Origin of the sequence: Lysinibacillus sp. BS3 (assembly GCF_039614735.1) — a bacterium.
Lineage (GTDB): Bacteria > Bacillota > Bacilli > Bacillales_A > Planococcaceae > Lysinibacillus > Lysinibacillus capsici.
The window spans coordinates 1,639,030-1,656,550 of sequence record NZ_CP154860.1; the positions used below are offsets into that span (position 1 = coordinate 1,639,030).

The 17,521-nt window shown below is 38.1% G+C and carries 17 protein-coding genes; all 17 read right to left on the reverse strand.

All coding sequences use genetic code 11. The annotated features are described in order from the left end of the window. Nucleotides 1-163: 163 nt before the first annotated feature. A complete protein-coding gene (codY, locus tag AAJG31_RS08470; protein WP_004229266.1) occupies nt 164-943 on the reverse strand; it encodes a GTP-sensing pleiotropic transcriptional regulator CodY in 780 nt (259 codons plus the stop codon). An 87-nt stretch (nt 944-1,030) separates the two neighbouring features. Continuing rightward, nucleotides 1,031-2,431: an ATP-dependent protease ATPase subunit HslU gene (hslU, locus tag AAJG31_RS08475; protein WP_279494185.1), complete on the reverse strand. Its 1,401-nt coding sequence runs from the start codon at nt 2,429-2,431 to the stop codon at nt 1,031-1,033. Then, a complete protein-coding gene (gene hslV, locus AAJG31_RS08480) occupies nt 2,431-2,976 on the reverse strand; it encodes an ATP-dependent protease subunit HslV (RefSeq protein ID WP_004229270.1) in 546 nt (181 codons plus the stop codon). The genes hslU and hslV overlap by 1 nt, the downstream gene beginning before the upstream one ends. Before the next feature lie 21 nt (nt 2,977-2,997). Then, nucleotides 2,998-3,897 carry a tyrosine recombinase XerC gene (xerC, locus tag AAJG31_RS08485; protein ID WP_004229272.1) on the reverse strand — a complete coding sequence of 300 codons (900 nt, stop codon included), beginning with the start codon at nt 3,895-3,897 and terminating at the stop codon, nt 2,998-3,000. 287 nt (nt 3,898-4,184) lie between these two features. Then, complete coding sequence (trmFO, locus tag AAJG31_RS08490; protein ID WP_016994086.1) at nt 4,185-5,498, reverse strand: FADH(2)-oxidizing methylenetetrahydrofolate--tRNA-(uracil(54)-C(5))-methyltransferase TrmFO; 1,314 nt, start codon at nt 5,496-5,498, stop codon at nt 4,185-4,187. Between the two features lie 19 nt (nt 5,499-5,517). After that, nucleotides 5,518-7,596, reverse strand: a complete 2,079-nt coding sequence (gene topA, locus AAJG31_RS08495) for a type I DNA topoisomerase (RefSeq protein ID WP_279494181.1) — start codon at nt 7,594-7,596, stop codon at nt 5,518-5,520. A gap of 91 nt (nt 7,597-7,687) precedes the next feature. Further along, nucleotides 7,688-8,584 (reverse strand): DNA-processing protein DprA, encoded by an 897-nt coding sequence (dprA, locus tag AAJG31_RS08500; protein ID WP_279494180.1) that lies wholly within the window; start codon nt 8,582-8,584, stop codon nt 7,688-7,690. A 198-nt stretch (nt 8,585-8,782) separates the two neighbouring features. Next, the gene (gene sucD, locus AAJG31_RS08505) at nt 8,783-9,685 is read right to left on the reverse strand and encodes a succinate--CoA ligase subunit alpha (RefSeq protein WP_004229280.1); all 903 of its coding nucleotides are present in this window, start codon (nt 9,683-9,685) and stop codon (nt 8,783-8,785) included. A gap of 17 nt (nt 9,686-9,702) precedes the next feature. Next, on the reverse strand, nt 9,703-10,863 hold the full coding sequence (sucC, locus tag AAJG31_RS08510) for an ADP-forming succinate--CoA ligase subunit beta (RefSeq protein WP_036080495.1): 1,161 nt from the start codon (nt 10,861-10,863) through the stop codon (nt 9,703-9,705). Between the two features lie 162 nt (nt 10,864-11,025). Then, nucleotides 11,026-11,328: an EscU/YscU/HrcU family type III secretion system export apparatus switch protein gene (locus tag AAJG31_RS08515; RefSeq protein WP_048391628.1), complete on the reverse strand. Its 303-nt coding sequence runs from the start codon at nt 11,326-11,328 to the stop codon at nt 11,026-11,028. Then, nucleotides 11,325-13,214, reverse strand: a complete 1,890-nt coding sequence (locus AAJG31_RS08520; protein WP_279494177.1) for a hypothetical protein — start codon at nt 13,212-13,214, stop codon at nt 11,325-11,327. Before AAJG31_RS08520 ends, AAJG31_RS08515 begins: the two co-directional genes overlap by 4 nt. A gap of 56 nt (nt 13,215-13,270) precedes the next feature. Continuing rightward, nucleotides 13,271-14,032: a ribonuclease HII gene (locus AAJG31_RS08525; protein WP_279494176.1), complete on the reverse strand. Its 762-nt coding sequence runs from the start codon at nt 14,030-14,032 to the stop codon at nt 13,271-13,273. Between the two features lie 164 nt (nt 14,033-14,196). Beyond that, nucleotides 14,197-15,072, reverse strand: a complete 876-nt coding sequence (gene ylqF / locus AAJG31_RS08530; RefSeq protein WP_048391635.1) for a ribosome biogenesis GTPase YlqF — start codon at nt 15,070-15,072, stop codon at nt 14,197-14,199. A 57-nt stretch (nt 15,073-15,129) separates the two neighbouring features. Next, complete coding sequence (lepB, locus tag AAJG31_RS08535) at nt 15,130-15,699, reverse strand: signal peptidase I (RefSeq protein ID WP_048391637.1); 570 nt, start codon at nt 15,697-15,699, stop codon at nt 15,130-15,132. Between the two features lie 105 nt (nt 15,700-15,804). Continuing rightward, the gene (gene rplS / locus AAJG31_RS08540; protein ID WP_004269407.1) at nt 15,805-16,149 is read right to left on the reverse strand and encodes a 50S ribosomal protein L19; all 345 of its coding nucleotides are present in this window, start codon (nt 16,147-16,149) and stop codon (nt 15,805-15,807) included. Between the two features lie 116 nt (nt 16,150-16,265). Next, nucleotides 16,266-17,003 (reverse strand): tRNA (guanosine(37)-N1)-methyltransferase TrmD, encoded by a 738-nt coding sequence (trmD, locus tag AAJG31_RS08545; protein WP_066037837.1) that lies wholly within the window; start codon nt 17,001-17,003, stop codon nt 16,266-16,268. Continuing rightward, on the reverse strand, nt 17,003-17,518 hold the full coding sequence (gene rimM, locus AAJG31_RS08550) for a ribosome maturation factor RimM (protein ID WP_054550508.1): 516 nt from the start codon (nt 17,516-17,518) through the stop codon (nt 17,003-17,005). Before rimM ends, trmD begins: the two co-directional genes overlap by 1 nt. Between the last annotated feature and the right edge of the window lie 3 nt (nt 17,519-17,521).

Consider the following 17,521-nt stretch of genomic DNA (forward strand, 5'->3'; position numbering starts at 1 on the left):
CGCCCGCGGAAAGCGTCCGCCCGTAGTGGAAATCAACGGCTTTACTTTATTTTATTGTAAAAGAAAAAAGACTGTAGGCAAACTCAAAATTCATTGAGTTTGTCTACAGTCTGAGCGTCTATGTTTACCATAGACGCTTTCATTAGCTTATTAAAAGAAGTATTTATTTCATTTTAATTTCTGCTAAAGCATTTAAGAATTTATCGTTTAGTACTTTAATATAAGTACCTTTCATACCTAAAGAACGAGATTCAATGACACCTGCTGATTCAAGTTTACGTAATGCATTTACGATCACCGAGCGTGTAATACCCACTCGATCAGCAATTTTAGAAGCAACTAGTAAGCCTTCATTACCATCAAGTTCTTCGAAAATGTGTTCAATTGCCTCTAACTCACTGTACGAAAGTGAATTAATAGCCATTTGCACGACAGCTTTGCTACGAGCTTCTTCTTCAATTTCTTCCGACTTTTCACGTAAAATTTCCATACCAACCACTGTTGCACCATACTCAGCTAAAATTAGATCATCATCTTCAAATTGTGAAGATAAACGAGCAAGGATTAATGTTCCTAAACGCTCACCACCACCAACGATTGGTACAATTGTTGTTAAAGCATTTTGGAATAAATCTTTATTTTCTACCGGGAAAGCAGTATGTTCATTATTAATATCTAAATTTGATGATGTTTCAGAGATCGTAAATAAGCTATGTGTATATTCTTCTGGGAACTGTCTCTCTTCGAACATTTTTTTCATACGTTCATTTTCAATTTGTTGGTGAATTGAAATACCTAATAATTTACCTTTACGACTTAAAATATAGACATTACTATCGATAATATCGCCTAATGTATCGGCCATTTCCTTAAAGTTTACTGGCTTACCAGCAGAAGCTTGAAGCATCGAGTTAATTTTACGTGTTTTTTCTAATAAATTCATTATATGTTCCTCCTATAAATAATCCGAAGAGTATTTACTAAATATTCTAAAGGTTTTTATTATTGAATGATACTAATCAGCTTTATCTTACAGTATAAACTGTGACAAATCTTTGTTTTTTACTATTCCCGCAAGTTTTTGATCCACATACGCCGCATTGATTGGGATACTGGCAGGCGCAATTTCAGATGCCTCAAACGATAGTTCTTCCAGTAAACGTTCTAATATCGTGTGTAAACGACGAGCTCCGATATTGTCTGTTTCCTGATTCACTTCAGTTGCTATCTCAGCAATTCGTTCAATAGCATCTGTCGTGAAATGAATTTCTACGCCTTCTGTCTCTAAAAGTGCTTTATATTGCAAAATTAATGATTGATCTGGTTCTTGTAAAATACGAACAAAATCCTGTTTTGTTAATTTTTCTAGCTCTACTCGAATTGGGAAACGGCCTTGTAACTCGGGAATTAGGTCTGATGGTTTTGACATATGAAATGCCCCAGCAGCAACAAACAGCATATAATCCGTTTTCACTGCACCATACTTTGTTGTAACCGTAGAACCTTCTACAATTGGTAAAATGTCACGTTGAACTCCTTCACGGGAGACATTCGCCGAAGTATTTCCTTCTTTACTAGCAATTTTATCGATTTCGTCAATAAAAATGATACCCGTTTGCTCAGCTCTATTAATGGCTTCCTGTGCTACTTCATCAGCATCTATCAGCTTATTTGCTTCTTCTATTGTTAAAATACGACGCGCGTCTTTTACTTGCACACGGCGTTTTTTCTGTTTTTTAGGCATTAAACTAGAGAGCATATCCTGCATACCACCATTCGCAGACATATCCATCCCAGTTCCTTGTAACGCATCAAAAATGGATGGATTTTGTTCTGTTACCTCTACAGTAACCCACTCATTTTCTAACTTACCATTGCGTAAATCAATGGCAATTTGAGCACGCTTCGAGCGAACTTCTCCATCATCTGCTGATGAATCATCATTTGTTGGTTGTTCTTTCCCACCAAATAGCATTTCAAACGGATTTTGCATCGCCTGTTTTTTACGTAAAGAAGGCACCAAAAGTTTCACGATTGCTTCATTTGCTAATTCTTCTGCTTGTTCCTTGACAGACTCCATCATTTCTTCTTTAACTAGACGGTGAGAAGCTTCTACCAAGTCACGGACCATTGATTCAACATCTCTACCCACATAGCCTACTTCGGTAAACTTTGTCGCTTCAACTTTTACAAAAGGTGCATTGGTAAGCTTTGCAATCCTTCTGGCTATTTCTGTTTTGCCGACACCAGTTGGCCCAATCATCAAAATATTTTTTGGAATAACTTCAGCCTTCATATCTTCATTTAACAACGAACGACGATAGCGGTTTCGTAACGCAATTGCTACTGCTCGCTTAGCTTCATTCTGCCCAACAATGTAACGATCTAAATGCTCAGTAATTTGTCTTGGCGTTAAATTTTTTTGTGTCATTAGTTCAGCGCCTCCACGATAATATTATGATTTGTAAATACACAGATTTCAGCAGCTGTTTCTAATGCCGCTTCAGCTATTTCACGAGCAGTCATTGTTTCACCTGCATATTTTTTTAATGCTCTACCTGCAGACAATGCATAATTGCCTCCAGAGCCAATGGCCAAAATGCCATCATCAGGTTCAATCACTTCTCCTGTACCCGAAACGAGTAATAAAGTCGTTTTATCCATTACTAGTAGCATTGCTTCTAGCTGGCGCAGCATTTTATCACCACGCCATTGCTTCGCTACCTCAACGGCTGCCCGTTGCAAATTACCGTTATACTCATTTAATTTGCCTTCAAACATTTCAAAAAGTGTAAAGGCATCAGCAACTGAACCTGCAAAACCAGCGAGGACCTGCCCATTAAACAGACGTCTGACCTTCCTTGCTGTACCCTTCATCACAACTGCATTTCCCAATGTTACTTGACCATCACCAGCCATAGCACAGCCTCCGTTATGATGAACCGCAAATATCGTTGTTGCATGAATTTGTCCCATCTGCCTTCCTCCTTAGCTCTATTATGCCCTTGGATGAGCATTCATATATGTTTGACGAAGATGCTCTTTTGTTACATGTGTGTAAACTTGTGTAGAAGATAAATGTGAGTGACCTAATAACTCCTGCACCGTCCGTAAATCTGCGCCATTATTCAATAAATGAGTAGCAAAAGTATGGCGAAGCATGTGTGGGTAAATTTTCGTATGGAGTGAGGCCTTATCAATCATTTCGTTTAAAATATGACGTACCCCTCTAGGAGTAAGTTCCCCACCACGCATATTGACAAACAACTGCAGATGATTCGTTTTTTTCATCAATCGTGGACGAGCTTGCTCTATGTAGTCCTGCATTGCTAAACTCGCAAATTGACCAAATGGAATGATTCGTTCTTTTCGACCTTTTCCCATTACTCGTATAATCGAATAATGAAAATCTACATCCTCTACTTGAATTGAAGTCAGTTCACTCACACGAATACCTGTTGCATATAACAGCTCTAATATAGCTATATTTCTTAATGATTTCAAATCATCACCAGTATTCGCATCAAATAACTGTTTCAATTCCTCTTCGTAGAAAAAATTAGGTAAACGTGATTCTTTTTTTGGATGATAAAGCGAACGAAAGGCTCCGTCATCTAATCCGTACTGTCTATTTAGAAAGCGAAAAAAGGAGCGTATTGAGGAAATTTTCCTTGAAATAGAAGCCCTTGCCCTTTTCTCATCGTACAACTTTGTTACATAAAGACGTGCATGTATATATTCAACACTTGCTAAATCATCGATTCCCTCCGTTTGTAAAAAGGTTAAAAAATCTAGCAGGTCTGATTCATATTCTCGCACTGTATGAACAGAGAAGTTCTTTTCAACTTGGATGTAAAGCATGAACTGTTCGAGTGCATCTTGGGACGAAACTAACACAGAAAGATTCACCACCAATAATTTATTAATAATTTTCTTAAATGACTGACACTTGTAATATAACGGATATACAATCCTTTGTCATCTCTTACAAGTTTGTATCGTTTTCCTGATCATTAATAAACATACATATTGACACTAAACCTATCTTCATAATATAGCAAGTGTAAATAGTTATATTTTGAGAAAAACTCCATACAAAATAATAAAATACGTCTAATTAAGCATTTTGTCTACAAAAAGAAAAAGCCTCTAAGAGTATAACAACTTTTAGAGGCTTTTGGCAATTAAATTGTTTGTGAATTCACAAAATTTCGAATTGTGCTTATTGCGCGTGTTGCATGCATTTCCGCACGCTCTGGCTTAGAACGACGCCCAGGTGGTAAGTCAGGGAAGATGCCGAAGTTTACATTCATAGGCTGGAAGTTTTTCGACTGTGCTTCTGTTATATAACGCGCCATGCTTCCTAATGCCGTTTCGAATGGGAAAATAATTGGTTCTTGTCCTAATGCTAAACGAGCTGCATTTATTCCTGCAATTAATCCACTACCTGCTGATTCAACATAGCCTTCTACACCAGTCATCTGACCTGCAAAGAAAATATTCTTTTGCTCACGAAGTTGATATGTTTTTTCTAAAACTTTCGGTGAATTAATGAAGGTGTTTCTGTGCATGACGCCATAGCGAACAATTTCTACATTCTCTAACCCAGGAATGAGCTGTAGCACTTCCTTTTGTGGCCCCCATTTTAAATGCGTTTGGAAGCCTACAATGTTGTAAAGCGTGCCTGCTGCATCGTCTTGACGAAGTTGAACAACTGCATATGGACGTTTTCCTGTTTTTGGATCCTCAAGACCTACTGGCTTCATCGGACCAAATAACATAGTTTTCTCTCCACGAGCTGCCATGACTTCAATTGGCATACAACCTTCAAAGTAAATTTCTTTTTCAAATTCCTTCAATGGTACAACTTCAGCTTCGATTAATGCTTGGCGGAAACGATCGAATTCTTCCTTTGTCATAGGACAGTTTAAATAAGCCGCTTCCCCTTTATCATAACGAGATTTTAAATAAACTTTATTCATATCAATACTATCTTTTTCGATAATAGGTGCTGCTGCATCGTAAAAGTATAAATAATCTAAACCCGTTAAACCTTGAATTTTTTCAGCTAAAGCTTTTGAAGTTAATGGTCCTGTTGCAATAACTGTAATACCTTCTGGAATTTCTGTGACTTCTTCATGAATAACCTCCACTAGTGGATGGTTTTTCACAGTTTCAGTTACATACCCTGCAAATTCGTGACGATCTACTGCTAAGGCACCTCCAGCAGGTACTGAACATTGGTCTGCTGCCTTTAAGATAACAGAATCTAACATACGCATTTCTTCTTTTATAACGCCTACAGCATTTGTTAACCCGTTTGCCCGCAATGAGTTAGAACAAACAAGCTCAGCAAATTTATCAGTATGGTGCGCTGGTGTCTGCTTTACTGGACGCATTTCATAAAGTTTAACTTTTATACCCCGCTTAGCAATTTGCCAAGCTGCCTCACTACCTGCCAGCCCTGCTCCAATTACATTTACTACTTGTTCAGTCATGTTTCTTACCATCTTCCTATCATTGAGTTGGTGCTTCTTCATAGTCACACTTCGTACATTGAATTTGCACACCTTTTTTTATCTTTTTCTCTACTAATAATGCACTACATTTTGGACATGGTCTATTAATCGGCTTGTCCCATGAGACAAATTCACATTCAGGATACTGATTGCAACCATAGAATAGACGCTTTGTTTTACTTTTTCGCTCCACAATTTCGCCCGTTTCACAGGAAGGACATTTCACACCAATAGGCTTCATAATCGCTTTTGTATTTCTACAATCCGGGAAATTAGAACAAGCCATAAATTTGCCATATCGTCCAAGCTTAAAGACCATTGGAGATCCACAAAGCTCACAGTCTTCTCCTGCAGGCTCATCTTTAATGACAACCTTTTCCATAGCTTCATCCGCATGTTTTACATGGACTTCAAAGTCTTTGTAAAATTCCTCCACAACTTTTTTCCATTGTCGATTGCCTTCTTCAATATCATCTAAATCTTGTTCCATTTGTGCTGTGAATTCGATGTTTATGATATCTGGGAAAAATTCTAGTACGAGTTGGTGTACGATCTCTCCTAGCTCTGTTGGCATAAAGCGTTTAGCATCTAATACAACATAGCCACGGCGCTGAATTGTATCGAGGGTCGGTGCATATGTGGACGGGCGCCCAATTCCTAGTTCTTCCATTGTTTTAACAAGTCGCGCCTCAGAATAACGTGGTGGTGGCTGTGTAAAATGTTGTTTAGGCTCGATTTCAAGCGATTTTACTTGATCACCAATTTCCATCTCAGGTAAAAGTTTTGTCGTCTCTTCAGTTTGATCATCAGTACCTTCAATATATAGTTTCATAAAGCCTGCGAATTTAACTTGTGAGCCATTTGCACGGAATAAAACATCACCATTTTGAAGATCTACAGCTACAGTATCAAGTACTGCCGGTGCCATTTGACTCGCAATAAAGCGCTCCCAAATTAAGCGATATAAGCGTAACTGATCACGGCTAAGTACCGCCTTTAATTCATCTGGTGTCCGCATTGTACTTGTTGGACGTATTGCTTCGTGCGCATCCTGTGCATTTGAAGCTTTCTTTGTTTGTTTTATTTCTGTTGCAATGTATTCTTTTCCATATTTATCCTCAATGTACGTAACCGCTTCTGCTTTTGCCGTATCAGAAATACGTGTGGAATCGGTACGCATATAAGTAATTAACCCGACTGTCCCCTCTTTTTTTCCAATATCTATACCTTCGTATAATTGCTGAGCTAGCATCATGGTCTTCTTAGCACGGAAATTTAATTTTCGTGCAGCTTCTTGCTGTAAAGATGATGTTGTAAAGGCTGGTGCAGCATTACGCTTACGTTCCTTTTTCGTTACATTGACAACATCAAAGTTTGTTCCTTTAACATCTTTTAAGATTGCCTTTACTTGTGCTTCATTTGTTAATTTTATTTTGTCTTTACCATTTCCATAGTAAAGGGCATCAAATGATTTTTTTCCCTTTTCAAACGTTCCTTCAATTGTCCAATATTCTTCAGGTTGGAAGTTTTTAATTTCATTTTCACGATCAATGATCATGCGTAGTGCTACAGATTGTACCCGACCCGCTGATAAACCTTTTTTTACCTTTTTCCATAGAATTGGGCTAATGTTATAGCCAACAAGTCGATCCAATATACGTCTTGTTTGCTGCGCATCTACTAAATCCATGTTAATTGGACGTGGGTTTTTAAAAGACTCTATAATTGCATCTTTAGTAATTTCATTAAATACAACACGACAATCTGAGTGAATATCAATATTTAATGCAGTCGCAAGGTGCCAAGCAATTGCTTCTCCCTCGCGGTCTGGATCGGCCGCTAGATAAACTTTCTTTACTTTTTTAGCAGCAGACTTTAATTCCTGTAACACAGGTCCTTTACCACGTATCGTAATATATTTAGGCTCGAAATTATTTTCCGCGCTAACGCCCATCTGACTACGTGGAAGATCCCGTACGTGTCCAACCGACGCTTTCACTTTATATTTCTTTCCTAAATACCGTTCAATTGTTTTTGCTTTTGCTGGTGATTCTACAATCACTAAATAATCCGCCATCTATGTCTCCCCCTTAGCGAGGTCTATTACTAATTTTTTAAGTTACCTGTTGCAAAATGTATAACAGATTTTAAGATAATGCAACTTTTTTTCAATTTTTGTTAGAAAAGAGGTCTAATGTTTCAATGATTTGATGACCATTCACTATGGGAATTGCTCCTTCAAAAAGCAATTGATTTGTCCCTTTTGATTGCGTTGCGTCTATAGGTCCTGGCACCACAAACACATCTTTTCCTTGCTCTAATGCAAGCTCTGTTGTAATAAGCGTGCCACTTTTTAATGCCGCTTCTGTCACAACTAATGCTTGAGATAAACCACTAATGATTCGGTTACGCATTGGGAAATGCCATTTTTCAGGCTTCATATAAGGAGGATATTCTGTCATTAATAACTGGTGCTCTGCCATTTGCGTAGCAAGAATGCGGTTTTCTGATGGATAGAGATAATTAAAACCATGTCCAAGCACAGCTATTGTATGACCGCCCATATCGATAGTCGCCCTATGTGCCATTGTATCTGCACCTCTTGCAAGCCCACTAACAACCGTATAATCACGTTGAATAAGCGGCGGGACAATTAAGTCTATCGCTCTTTTTGAATACGCTGTCGCCTTCCTAGAGCCTATAATAGCTATCTGTTTTTTGTTTGTTAACAGGGAATATTGACCTTTCACATACAATACAGTAGGTGGACTTGATATTTCAAATAATTGCGCCGGGAAATAGGGATGATAAAATGGGATGGGGAATATATTAGCCCGTGCATAGGCCTCTTCAAGTGGTGTTGTCATAATTTGTCGAAAGCGCTGAGAAAGTTGATGTGCTTTTTGTGCCGATATTTGTAAAACTTTTGCGAGGTCGTCATAATGAATGTCTTCAAAAGAGCTTAAAATATTCACAGGGGACAACAATTGCTGAAGTTTCTGTAGTGGTAATGGGTACACATAATGTAAGGCTAGTAATCTCTGCGTATCTACTGCGAGAATCATTCAATAAACCTCCTTTTATAATAGAAGAAATTAAATAACCGCATGATAATTTTCAACACAACATTGCATTATTATTTATAACATCTGCCACAAAATTGTTGATTTCTTCATAAGTAAGTAGGTAATTGTTGAATGAAGTATGATAAACAGTGTATAAATAATGAAAAAGATGTAGCCGTAATGGCTACATCTTCCATTTTAATGGGTTTTACACTTTTCGTATAGCCCTTTTTCTTTAATTACTTTAATCAATGTTTCACCAATTACAGAAGGTGTTTCTGCAACTTCAATACCAGCTTCGTTCATTGCTTTAATTTTCTCAGCTGCTGTTCCTTTACCACCAGAAATGATAGCACCAGCGTGACCCATACGTTTGCCAGGAGGTGCAGTTTGTCCACCAATAAAGCCTACAACAGGTTTTGTCATATTTGCCTTAATCCATGCCGCTGCTTCTTCCTCAGCTGTACCACCGATTTCACCAATCATAACAACTGCGTATGTTTCTGGATCATTATTAAAGGCTTCAAGTACATCAATGAAGTTTGTACCGTTGACAGGGTCTCCACCAATACCTACTGCAGTTGTTTGACCAATTCCAGCTTGTGTTAATTGGTGTACTGCTTCATATGTTAATGTACCAGAACGAGAAACAACTCCTACATGGCCTTTTGTATGAATATAACCAGGCATGATACCAATTTTACATTCATCAGCTGTAATAACACCTGGACAGTTTGGACCTACTAGTCGAGTGTTTTTACCTTCCATATAACGTTTAACCTTAACCATATCAAGGACAGGAATATGCTCTGTGATACAGATTGTTAATTCTAATTCAGCATCAACAGCTTCTAAAATTGCATCTGCCGCAAATGGTGCAGGTACATAGATAACTGAAGTTGTAGCACCTGTTGCAGCTACAGCTTCTGCTACTGTATTGAAAACAGGAACTCCCTCGATTTCAAGTCCACCTTTACCTGGTGTTACACCTGCTACGATTTTAGTACCATACTCAAGCATTTGCTTCGTATGGAAAAGAGCTGTTTCGCCCGTAATCCCTTGTACAATTACCTTCGTATCTTTGTTAATAAATACAGCCATTGTTCTCCCTGCCTTCCTTAGCCTACTAGTCCCACAATTTTTTGTGCACCGTCAGCCATTGAATCCGCTGCAACGATGTTTAAACCAGATGCATTTAAAATTTCTTTTCCAAGTTCAACATTTGTACCTTCTAAGCGTACAACTAATGGCACAGCTAAACCAATCTCTTTAGCAGCCGTTACAACACCCTCAGCAATAATGTTACACTTCATAATTCCACCAAAGATGTTTACGAAAATGCCTTTTACGTTTGGATCAGAAAGGATAATTTTGAAAGCCTCTGTTACTTTTTCAGCTGTTGCACCGCCCCCTACATCTAGGAAGTTAGCAGGGCTTCCGCCATAATAACTAATTGTATCCATCGTTGCCATTGCAAGACCAGCACCGTTAACCATACAGCCAATATTTCCATCTAATGAAATATAGCTTAGGTCATATTTCGAAGCTTCGATTTCTTTTGCATCTTCTTCGTCAAAATCGCGTAATTCGACAATATCCTTATGTCGATATAATGCATTGGCATCAAAATTGAATTTAGCATCTAATGCTACTACTTCGCCTTGTCCAGTTACAACAAGTGGATTAATTTCTACAATTGATGCATCTTTGTCGATAAATGCTTGATATAAGCCTAACATTAATTTAACAGCTTTCCCTACAAGGTTTGCTGGAATATTCATATTAAACGCCATACGACGTGCTTGGAAGCTTGTTAATCCAACTACAGGATCCACAACTTCTTTGAAGATTTTTTCTGGATTTGTTTCTGCTACTTCTTCAATATCCATACCGCCTTCTTCAGATCCCATCACTGTTACACGAGATGTGGCACGGTCTAATACTAGACTTAAATAGTATTCTTTTTGGATATCAGAACCCTCTTCAATATACAAACGTTTTACTTCTTTTCCTTCTGGACCTGTTTGATGAGTCACTAAAATTTTTCCTAATAACTCTTTTGCGTATGTGCGCACCTCGTCAAGGTTTTTAGCGATTTTGACACCGCCTGCTTTACCGCGTCCACCTGCATGGATTTGCGCCTTGACTACTGTTACGTTTGAGCCAAGTTCCTTCGCTACTTTTACTGCTTCATCAGGGGAAAAAGCAACTTTTCCGTTTGGTACAGCTACACCATATTTTCTCAGAATCTCTTTCCCTTGATATTCATGGATATTCATAATACATCCTCCCATCAAACATTTGCATAGAATTGTTTTACTAACATAGACTATTCTAACGAAAGATTCTGATAAAGTCTACACTTTGTCTTTAGTTCGAATTTTCTCTCTTATTATGACGCTTTTTTCTATTTTGTGTACTAAAACAGCTTGTAAAAATAATCAGAATAATTCATTTTTTCTATATTTTTGCGCATGTTGCTGATCCAAACGATAAATAAATGCGAAAACTTCTGCTACTGCCTGATATAATTCTTCAGGAATAGACTCATTTAAATCTAATTGACCAAGTAACTGCACAAGGTTAGGATCCTCATAAATCGGCACATTATGCTCATTTGCTCTTGCCAAAATGTTCTCGGCAATTTTCCCTTTTCCCTTTGCTACAACAGTGGGACTATCAAATTGACCAAGCTTATACGTAAGCGCAATTGCCTCTTTTCGAGTAAGTTTTTCTTCGCTCATACGCGGATATCCACCCCACTCTGCTCCTCTCGCTGTTCTACTACAGGACCTACTTTTTCCGTTTGCCCTTTATCAAATTGTTTAATAAACACACCTGAAAGTTGATAATTTTTTTCAGCCAGTCCAATTTTTAAAGCAGCCTTCAACGGTTCAGCAAGTGATTGAATTTCCGAATTTTCATTAAAGACCGTTACTGTGACAACTCTATTTTGAACCTGCATATCAATCACTGTTTCTTGCATAGATGCCATTTGTAAATAAAATAATACGCGTGCATAGTTAGCATCAATTTTGCCATTATCTTTCATGCGACCATTCCATTGTAAGGTTGCATCCATCTTCTTACCAAAAAATTCAAGTGGAACTTGCATGATGAGCTGATGTTGATGACCATTTTCTCCTGAAGATAACTGCATTCCATTCATACGCGTCATAAGCATCTCTGCCGCTTCCTTCATTTGAGGTGGTATATTAGTTTCCTGCAATAATGTATGGAGCTGTGGCTTTAGCTGATGCGCAATCATGTGTAAATCAGCAGACTTGCTTCCGAGTGTAGCCTCGTAGCTAATTCCTAAATTTTTCAACACCGTTTTAAGTGCATGTTCCATCGCTTTACTATCCATTGAATTTTGTACTAGTGCTTCTGCTTGTGTCACAACTTGCTGTATAAATGGTTGCGAAGAATCAATACTATTTTTCACCAGATTGCGCATGAGTGCCTCAGTCTGTGAAGGAGAATTGGCCTCTTGTTTAAATAAGGATAACAAATGATCTTTCATCGAAAGTGTGTGGGCATCCTGTGTAAATAAACGATCAGCTGTATTTTGAGTAAAAGCTTTTAATAACTGATCCTGCATTTGTTTAGCAAAAACATCTAGCGTTTGTTTTGATACTGGTAGCTGATTGAAACGATCCACCAGCTGATTGATTTGCTGTTTTTGCTCATTCGTTAATAAATTTTGACTTTCGGTCCATGATTTAAGCTGTTCCACCAGTTGTCTAACATTTTCTGGCTTTGTAGCAAGAATGGTTTGAATAACTTGACCCGCTTGCTGTATTGGCTGAAAGGCTTTTGCTTCATTCATTTTTGACCAGTTTTGCAATGTAGCCTGCTGGGGGAGAATCCCCGACTCTTTTAGCATTGATAAAGCTTGCATTTTTTCATTCATTGTCGCAGAACTATTCGTTAAACTTTGTAAAAGCCTTGCAAGCACTGCACTACCTGTTTCTACTTCAAAGGGCTTGGCAATCGCTTGTACTTGTTGCATTAAATTTTGCCTCAATGACTCAGATAGGGTTGTATCCTTCGCTAAAAGCTGAGCAAAGTTATCCATGATAGCGGTCATACCAGATGTCTTTTGACCACTCATCAATGCTTGAAACACATCGTTCATCATAGGCATTTTAAGCTCTATCATTTTTTGAATGGTTTGTAGAGCATCTACTTTTGATATACCCTCTGGCAATGCCTTTAACCACATTTCAGCTTGCAGCATTTGTTCTTTAGAAATGGGTAGCTGCGCTTTCATAAAATGCCCTAATAATTGCTGCATCTCTGCAGATTTGGGCAAATTCATGGATTCTAATAACTGATTAATTTGCTGACTTGGTGTAGATGCCTGCGCCATCGGTCCAGTCACTATTTTCAATTCCGTTTGTGGATTTGTCCCTGTTACCTGAAAGAAATGGGCATCCCCAGCTTTTAACGGCACTTCTAATTTAGCTATAAATTTTTGATTACCTACTTGTATTTCTGCCATTTGATCTGGATATAATTGCTTAATTGTTCCATGAAATACTTGTCCTTGTTTTAAAGCAAGTGGTTGATTTGTCGAAGTCATTGCATTTTGCTGCATCTGAATTGGATTAAATGATGTGGCTGTCATATACATACTCCTTTCATCAATTACTCCTTCGTGTAATTGTCTACCGTTTTTTAGCTTTATGAAAACATAGATTTTATTGGTTCAAATGATTTACGATGGTGCATAGTCGGTCCAAATTCTTCTAACGCTTTTAAATGTTGCTTAGTCCCATACCCTGCATGTTGCGCAAAGCCATACATTGGAAATTCCTCGTCTAATTGCTCCATATACTCATCCCGTGCCGTTTTAGCTAAAATGGATGCAGCTGCTATCGCTAAGCTCTTAGCATCTCCTTTTATAATCGAATCTTGAGGAATTGTAATAGGTAATGTCATAGCATCTACTAAAACAACATCCGGCTTCGTTGACAATGATTCAACACTTACCTTCATAGATTGTTTTGTTGCCTCATATATATTCAGTTCATCAATTTGTTGGGCAGATTGAAAATGAATAAAATAGCTTATGGCATGCTCTTTAACTAATTTAGCAAAGCCGTTTCGTTTATCCTTCGATAATTGCTTTGAGTCATTCAGACCAACAAGTGCCTCACAATTTGTTGGTAAAATTACTGCTGCCGTTACGACTGGCCCTGCTAGTGGTCCTCTTCCTGCTTCATCTACACCCGCAATAAATGTATCTGTTCCCCCATAGCTTAAATCGAATGTAACTTTTTTTTGATGCTCTTGCAGTAATTGATGTTTTTTATCTTGTCTCTTTTGCCAAGTTAGCCATGCCTTTTGTACACCTGCTCTTTCATCGGCTGCAACTTCTTTCATCCAATCTTGCCATTCCTCAGCAGCTTTCAATGCAGTTGTAATTTCCTTAATCGTTTTCATTGTGTACTCCTTCTTGCTTCTATTCATTCAAACTATATCATGTTCAGTTATTATGTAGTCTCTTTAACTTGAAAACTATTTTCCTCTCTATAGTCATTATCGGTTAAAAAATGTATTCCTAAAAGAAAAACTGTCACAAAAGAACGTGTGACAGTTTTAAATACTTATAATTGTTCAGTTTCCTTTTCTAACTGTTCATCCACAAAATCAAAGGTAAGTTTACCTAATTGTAATCCACGGATATCTCGAACAATTAGTTGAGCTACTTGATCATAATCTATTTCTCCACCAGGACCAAACACACGACGCAGCTTACCAATATGGTCAAAAGTATCCACTAACTCCTCATGGATAAACTCAAGACCGTAACGCTCTTCCATACGCTTTGGATAATGATTAGATAAGAAGCGTAATCCATAGACAGCTAGGTCTTCCATATTTGTAATAGTATCCTTAATAGCACCGGTTAAAGCTAATTTAAAGCCTACTTCTTGATCCTCAAACTTTGGCCATAAAATACCTGGTGTATCCAATAGTTCAAGCTCTTTACCAACTTTGATCCATTGCTGTGCCTTTGTCACACCTGGTGTATTGCCTGTTTTAGCGATATTTTTTTTCGCTAATCGATTTATCAATGTTGATTTTCCCACGTTTGGAATACCCACAATCATGGCACGAATAGCTCTAGGCTTCATTCCTCTTGCTTTCATGCGATCAAATTTTTCTTTTAAAATATCTTGTGCCGCTTTTGTGACTTGCTGTAAGCCCTTGCCCTCAAGTGAGTTAATGGCTACTGCTTTATGGCCACGCTTTGCAAAATACTCTACCCATTTCCGTGTTTCTTGTTCATCTGCCATATCCGCTTTATTTAAGATCAAAAGACGAGGTTTTTGGTTAATGACTTCGTCAATCATCGGATTACGTGAGGATAGCGGTAAACGTGCATCTATTAATTCAAAGATAATATCGACAAGCTTTAATTTTTCAGTTACTTCACGTCGGGCTTTAGCCATATGCCCTGGAAACCATTGTATCGTCACAGCTATACCTCCTAAACTAAAAGAAAAAGGGAGTGATTATGCTCTCCCTTTCTTACATTACTTTACAATTTTTATATCACTAAATGGCCAGAAAATCAGACTGGTATTACCGATAATTTCTTTTTGGTTAACAAGACCAATATGTCGACTGTCTTTACTATATCGACGATTATCTCCCATAACAAAGATATACCCCTCAGGAATGGTATTGCTATCCAAGGAAACATCAATGTCATTTAAGGTGAAATCTTCTGTTAAAGTTCCCTCTGTGATTTGCGCTTTATAGGCATCTAAATAGGGTTCTTCAATTGGCTCACCATTTATATACAATTGATCATCCTTATACTCTAATGTATCTCCTGGCAATCCAATTACACGCTTTATGTAATTTTTTTGTTCGGGTGCATGAAATACAACGATATCAAAACGTTTAGGCTCACCTATTTTATAACCAATTTTATTCACAATCATTCGGTCGCCATCTTCAAGGGTTGGCATCATGGACTCTCCATCAACTGCAATGGGTGTAAATAAAAAATATCGAATAACTGCAGCTATCGCAAATGCAATTAATAGTGCTTTTGTCCATTCCCATAATTCATTTTTTTCTTTCACTTGTTTTTCCATTGAGAATTGCCCCCTTGTCTAACACCATTTTAGATGATAGTGAATAAAGATGACAAGCAAAAAGAAAAGAGGCTTGAACACAAGCCCCTCACTTTTAAGTCATAATTATCGAATTTCTTTAATACGAGCAGCTTTACCACGTAGGTTACGTAGGTAGTAAAGTTTAGCACGACGTACTTTACCACGACGTACAACTTCTAAGTTAGCGATTTTTGGTGTGTGTACAGGGAATGTACGCTCAACACCTACACCGTAAGAAATTTTACGAACTGTGAAAGTTTCGCTAATTCCGCCACCACGACGTTTAATTACTACACCTTCGAAAATTTGGATACGTTCACGAGTACCCTCTACTACTTTCACGTGTACCTTAACAGTATCACCAGGACGGAAAGTTGGTAGATCAGAGCGAAGCTGAGATTTTGTAATTTCTGCAATAATGTTTGACATTGTTTTCTCTCCTTAGACAGATGCTCTTGCACGCAATCTATGCCACAGCGGAACACCGTAATTCAGTACTCCACATAGAAGTACAGATTAGATGTTATCATAAATAGATTCGGCAATCAAGCATCTAGACGATTGTTTTTTAGTTTTTCTAGATACAATTTTTGCTTGTCTGTTAATGGGTATTGCTCCAGTAAGTCAGGACGACGCTCAAAAGTTCTTTTCAGCGACTGTTCCTCTCGCCATTGCTCGATTTTAGCATGATTCCCCGATAATAAAACATCAGGTACCTTCATACCACGGAACTCCGCAGGACGTGTATAATGTGGATGCTCAAGGAGACCTGTTGAAAAAGAATCCTGAATATGAGAATCCTCTTGTCCTAAGACACCTGGTAACAATCTAACTACGCTATCAATAACAGTCATAGCGCCTAATTCTCCACCTGTTAAGACAAAATCGCCAATGGAAATCTCGTCTGTCACGAGATGCTGACGTATACGCTCATCATAGCCTTCATAATGACCACATAAGAACACTAACTCTGTCTCCTGCGCTAGCTCCTCTGCTTTTTTCTGCGTAAATCGTTCTCCCTGAGGACACATTAATATGATACGCGGCTGTTTCCCTGCAGTTATAGCCTCTACTGCACTAAACATTGGTTCAGGCTTTAATACCATACCTGCACCACCACCATATGGATAGTCGTCAACCTGATTATGCTTGTTCCCTGAAAATGTACGAATATCCGTTACCTCTAAATTTACAGCTCCCTTTTCTTGTGCCTTCTTTAAAATAGATGCACCAAAAACACCTGAAAACATATCAGGGAACAGGCTCAATACATGAATATTCATCATAATAAGCCTTCCATAACATGAATGACTATTTTTTTGTCCCTAACATCAATATCTTTCACGATATCTTCTATATAAGGGATATAGTGTTCTTTCTTAGTCCCTTTCACTACCCATACATCGTTTGCCCCTGTTTGCAGGATATCTGCTACTATACCGATTGTCTCGCCCTCTTCAGAAATAACTGTGCAGCCTATTATTTCATGGAAAAAGAACTCATTTTCTTCAAGAAGATCATCAGTCATTTGATCTTTTGTCACTTTCAGCATGCCTTCTTTAAATGGCTCAACCAAGTTGATATTGTTCATGCCTTCAAAAGTTAATAAAATAAAGTTTTTATGACGACGCATAGAGTCAATCGTTACCCAGGTTGGCTTCTTATCGTCTTTTTTAAAGGCAGCAAGCTTATTTCCTACTGCAAAACGCTCTTCTTCAAAGTCTGTTGTCGATAATACACGTACCTCACCACGAATACCGTGCGTATTGACAATTCGACCTACATTAAACCATTCCATTCT

What these genes read in the sequence shown, in the direction of transcription:
- codY (WP_004229266.1), bottom strand. Translation starts at nt 943, where the DNA reads ATGAATTTATTAGAAAAAACACGTAAAATTAACTCGATGCTTCAAGCT.
- hslU (WP_279494185.1), bottom strand. Translation starts at nt 2,431, where the DNA reads ATGACACAAAAAAATTTAACGCCAAGACAAATTACTGAGCATTTAGAT.
- hslV (WP_004229270.1), bottom strand. Translation starts at nt 2,976, where the DNA reads ATGGGACAAATTCATGCAACAACGATATTTGCGGTTCATCATAACGGA.
- trmFO (WP_016994086.1), bottom strand. Translation starts at nt 5,498, where the DNA reads ATGACTGAACAAGTAGTAAATGTAATTGGAGCAGGGCTGGCAGGTAGT.
- topA (WP_279494181.1), bottom strand. Translation starts at nt 7,596, where the DNA reads ATGGCGGATTATTTAGTGATTGTAGAATCACCAGCAAAAGCAAAAACA.
- dprA (WP_279494180.1), bottom strand. Translation starts at nt 8,584, where the DNA reads ATGATTCTCGCAGTAGATACGCAGAGATTACTAGCCTTACATTATGTG.
- sucD (WP_004229280.1), bottom strand. Translation starts at nt 9,685, where the DNA reads ATGGCTGTATTTATTAACAAAGATACGAAGGTAATTGTACAAGGGATT.
- sucC (WP_036080495.1), bottom strand. Translation starts at nt 10,863, where the DNA reads ATGAATATCCATGAATATCAAGGGAAAGAGATTCTGAGAAAATATGGT.
- AAJG31_RS08515 (WP_048391628.1), bottom strand. Translation starts at nt 11,328, where the DNA reads ATGAGCGAAGAAAAACTTACTCGAAAAGAGGCAATTGCGCTTACGTAT.
- AAJG31_RS08520 (WP_279494177.1), bottom strand. Translation starts at nt 13,214, where the DNA reads ATGACAGCCACATCATTTAATCCAATTCAGATGCAGCAAAATGCAATG.
- AAJG31_RS08525 (WP_279494176.1), bottom strand. Translation starts at nt 14,032, where the DNA reads ATGAAAACGATTAAGGAAATTACAACTGCATTGAAAGCTGCTGAGGAA.
- lepB (WP_048391637.1), bottom strand. Translation starts at nt 15,699, where the DNA reads ATGGAAAAACAAGTGAAAGAAAAAAATGAATTATGGGAATGGACAAAA.
- rplS (WP_004269407.1), bottom strand. Translation starts at nt 16,149, where the DNA reads ATGTCAAACATTATTGCAGAAATTACAAAATCTCAGCTTCGCTCTGAT.
- trmD (WP_066037837.1), bottom strand. Translation starts at nt 17,003, where the DNA reads ATGAATATTCATGTATTGAGCCTGTTCCCTGATATGTTTTCAGGTGTT.
- rimM (WP_054550508.1), bottom strand. Translation starts at nt 17,518, where the DNA reads ATGGAATGGTTTAATGTAGGTCGAATTGTCAATACGCACGGTATTCGT.